The sequence below is a fragment of the Escherichia sp. KCJ4928 genome (genome assembly GCF_004352695.1).
In the GTDB taxonomy this organism is placed as follows: domain Bacteria; phylum Pseudomonadota; class Gammaproteobacteria; order Enterobacterales; family Enterobacteriaceae; genus ECMA0423.
The window spans coordinates 1-1,234 of sequence record NZ_SJWV01000420.1; the positions used below are offsets into that span (position 1 = coordinate 1).

Annotated in this window: 2 protein-coding genes; both read left to right on the plus strand. The window is 58.4% G+C overall.

Features of this window, described 5'->3' with window-relative positions; genetic code table 11:
• On the plus strand, positions 1-329 hold a 329-nt coding region (locus E0D98_RS24455), incomplete at its 5' end, for a terminase TerL endonuclease subunit (protein ID WP_033810581.1).
• Between the two features lie 63 nt (positions 330-392).
• Positions 393-1,234, plus strand: an 842-nt coding sequence (locus E0D98_RS24460; RefSeq protein ID WP_072095395.1) for an HK97 family phage prohead protease, incomplete at its 3' end; no start/stop codon positions are given.

Below are 1,234 nucleotides of genomic sequence, written 5' to 3' on the forward strand. Positions count from 1 at the left end.
GTGTGGGGCAGATTCTGGATTCACTGGCGGAAGCCGGGATCCCCGACGGAATTGTTGTGGGGATAAGCCAGGGCTGGAAGCTGGGCGGGGCCATAAAAACCACCGAGCGCAAACTGGCTGAGGGAGTGCTGGTGCATGGTGGTCAGCCACTGATGGCCTGGTGCGTTGGCAATGCCCGGGTGGAGCCGAAAGGTAACGCCATCCTTATTACCAAACAGGCCAGCGGACGGGGGAAAATTGACCCGCTGATGGCGCTCTTCAATGCGGTATCCCTGATGTCCCTGAATCCGGAGCCGAAAAAGAAAGAATATGCGGTTTTTTTCATATAACCCTGTTCACCCTGTAACCATCATGGACCGCTGCGGCGGTTTTTTTATTTTCAGGAGGCTGATGTGACTCTTAAACGGGCCTGCTCCCTGCTGACGGTGAAATCCTTCAGTGAGGATGAGCGGGTGATCACCGGGATTGCGTCAACGCCTTCTCCGGATCGGGATGGTGACATCCTGGAGCCGGAGGGCGCGGAGTTTGGCAGTGCGATCCCGTTTCTCTGGCAGCATGACCATTCCCGCCCGGTGGGGCAGTGTACGGTGCGCCGGGTCAGCGAAGGGCTGGAAATCACGGCAACACTGGCGAAGCCCGTGCCGGATATGCCATCGCAACTGGCTGCCAGGCTGGATGAGGCCTGGGCGGCCATTAAGACCGGGCTGGTCAGGGGGCTGTCCGTGGGCTTCCGTCCTCATGAATACACCTTTCTGGACGGAGGCGGACTGCATTTTCTGCGCTGGGAGCTGATGGAGGTGTCTGCCGTCACCGTGCCCGCGAATGCGGAATGCACCATCCGGACCATTAAATCTTACGACCGCCAGTTTTCTGCCGCGTCCGGCAACCGGAAACCGGTGGTGAAAATCGCATCTTCTGCCGGCGCTGCGGCACAGTCAACAACCGTTTTTCATAAGGAAAAGACCATAATGAATATTGGCGAACAGATTAAAAGTTTTGAAAACAAGCGTGCAGCACTGGCAGCCTCCCTTGAGGAGGTCATGACCAAAGCCGCAGAGGAAGGGCGCACGCTGGATGTGGAGGAGGAAGAGCATTACGACAACACCGCAGCGGAAATACGTCAGGTGGATGCGCACCTGAAGCGCCTGCGTGAACTGGAAGCCGGTAAGGCCGCCACGGCGCAGCCGGTGAAACAGGCCGGTAACGGGAATGTGGCCGCGGTGGCTTCTGCGCC